This window comes from uncultured Campylobacter sp. (assembly GCF_938018035.1).
Lineage (GTDB): Bacteria > Campylobacterota > Campylobacteria > Campylobacterales > Campylobacteraceae > Campylobacter_B.
The window spans coordinates 1-2,499 of the sequence record NZ_CALIJF010000132.1 but is presented as its reverse complement, the minus strand read 5'-3'; the positions used below and the strand labels follow the sequence as shown (position 1 = coordinate 2,499).

Annotated in this window: 2 protein-coding genes; one reads left to right on the top strand and one right to left on the bottom strand. The window is 53.6% G+C overall.

Annotation, left to right across the window (positions count from 1 at the left end):
- Window positions 1-1,172: SH3 domain-containing C40 family peptidase (locus Q0257_RS04010; RefSeq protein WP_298021838.1), on the bottom strand; the 1,172-nt coding region annotated here is incomplete at its 3' end.
- Window positions 1,173-1,228: 56 nt separating this feature from the next.
- On the opposite strand from Q0257_RS04010, the gene Q0257_RS04005 reads away from it, so the two are divergent.
- Window positions 1,229-2,499: AAA family ATPase (locus Q0257_RS04005; RefSeq protein WP_298021835.1), on the top strand; the 1,271-nt coding region annotated here is incomplete at its 3' end.

Sequence of the window (2,499 nt, the reverse complement as noted above, 5' to 3'; positions counted from 1 at the left end):
CGAAGCCCCCAGATATCGTGCAGCACCGCAGGCTTGCCATCCACCTGCCCTACGTAGAGCATCACGTGGCCGGGCATATACAGCAGGGTTTTATACGCGACGCCGTTTTTATCGATGAAGCTAAGCTTTTCATCCGCGCTCATCCCTGCCAGCGAAAAACGCTCGCCGCGGCCCGATTGCGCCTTAGAATTTCGCGGCAGCCACAGCCCGAAATTTGCCAAAAAGTCTTTCGTCATAAGCGAGCAATCGCGAAGAAATTTATACCCACCCCAGCCGTATTTCTGCCCGAGCAGGCTAGCGGCTACGATCTTTGAGTTTTGCTCATCAAGCGGCGCGGGCCAAAGCCTCGCATCCTCCGCGCTGACGAAATATCTTTTGCCGCCAAACTGCGTTAAAATTTCGCCGCCGAAACCGCTCCGCACGCCGAGCGTGCCGCCAAGATCGCGCTCGCCGCTAAAATCATACGGCAGGATCGTGCCGGTGCGCGCCCTAAAAAGCTCCGCGCCGTTTACGTCATAAATGGCGGCGCCCTCGCGCAGGATCGTTATAAATTTAGAATTTGCATAGATATCCGCCTGTTGCGGGCTGATGCGCTTTATCGCGTCGCTTCTGATCCAGCTCCACACACCGTCGTTGCGCACGAACGCCCACGCACCGTCTCTGCTGTAATGCGACAGCAGCATCGGATAGCCCACGCCCACGGCGGAATTTGCGGCGTAATCAAACGGCTCGCCCTCCCCCGGCTCGCTCGGATCGCCGAAAATCGGCAGATCGCTTGGGATATTTCGCAGCAGCGCATTTTTTACCGTAATAGCGGGCTCGGATATTAGCCCGAACGCCTCTTCGTTCGCGTTTATGCGGATACTTTGATAGATCGCATCGTCGTATATCCTGCCTACGGCGTCAAAATGGCGCCCCTTTGCGTAATTAAGCCCCCAAAACGTATCGATTTCGGCCTTAATCGGCGCATCGTCAAACCAAATTTTAAAATAGCGGCTCTTAAACGCGCTTCCGCTTATGTTTTGCACCGAAGCGGGAGCCGGTAGTCGCTCGCTGTTTTGAGCGTAATCAAGATCTAAAACCGCGGGATTTTCAGGGATAAATTTATGGACGGTTTTACCGCAACCTGCAAGGATTAAAGCCGCAAAGATGAGAGATACTAATCGTTTCAAACAAAATGCCTTTTAAAAAATTTTGGCTATAATTTTGCCAAAAAATAGGAAAAAACTTGATAAATTTCATCATCCAGAAGCTAAAAGATCGCAATATTTTCATCACGGGCGGCGCAGGCGTGGGCAAAAGCTACGTAATAAAAGAGCTCATCGAAAACTACCGCGCTCGCGGCAAGTTCGTCATCGTGCTCGGCAGCACCGGCATCAGCGCTGTAGAGATCGGCGGCGTGACCGTGCATAGCTTCTTCCGCTTCGGCATTTGCAAAAATCACGAGGAGCTAAAAAGCTTCGATCGCAAACAAAGCGGCAAGCTAAGCGAGCTGCGAAAAATTTTAGCTCTCGCAGACCTCATCGTGATCGATGAAATTTCGATGATCGGCGCCGAGCTTTTCGAGATGATCTATCTTAGAATTTCAAATTCTAAATTTAACGGACGGCTGCTCGTTACGGGCGATTTTTATCAGCTTCCGCCGGTGCGCAAAGAGGGCGAGAGAGCGCCGCGCGCGAGCCTATTTAGCGACTCGGATTACGCCTTCGGCTCGTATGCGTGGAGGCAGTGCGAGTTTTTTTACGTCGAGATGATAGGCTCTAAGCGCACTGCAGATGCGGCACTATACCGCCTGCTTTGCGAGCTGCGGCTCGGCACCGCAAGCGAGCAGACGGCGGAGCTGATGCGATCTTTGATCATCGATGCCGCGCGAGCAGAACCAGATGCCACGATAATCTCGGGCAGAAACGCCGAAGTGGATGCGATAAATAGCGCCAGACTAGCCAAGCTTAATGCGCCGCAAAGCAGCTTTGAGGGCGTTTATGAAGCGCTGCAAGGCGGAGTGAGCGAGCAAAAAATTCAAAAATGGATCGCCTCGCTAAATACGCCGCAAAGTCTGACGCTGAAAGAGGGCGCAAAGGTGCTGTTTACCGCGAATAAAAGCGGCGAGTTTTTTAACGGCGAGCAAGGCGTCGTCGAAAAGATCGAAAAAAGCTCCGGCGGCGAGATCGAAAGCGTGGTCGTAAAAAAGCCCTCCGGCATGCTAAGCCGCGTGGGGCTGCAAACATACGAACTAAGCGAGATCGCCGCAAGCGGCGCGGATGCCGAGCAGATCGTGCTGGCGCGGTATTATCAGTTCCCGCTAAAGCTCGCATACGCCATCACGATCCACAAATCCCAAGGCATGAGCATTCCGCAGCTCATCTGTGACATCGACAGGATCTTTGCCAAGGGGCAGCTCTACGTGGCGCTTTCGCGCGCGACGAGCCTTGCGGGGCTCGGGGTGATATATACGCGCGCAGAGCCGTTGTTGCGGTATTTGCAGCGCAACGCAAGCGC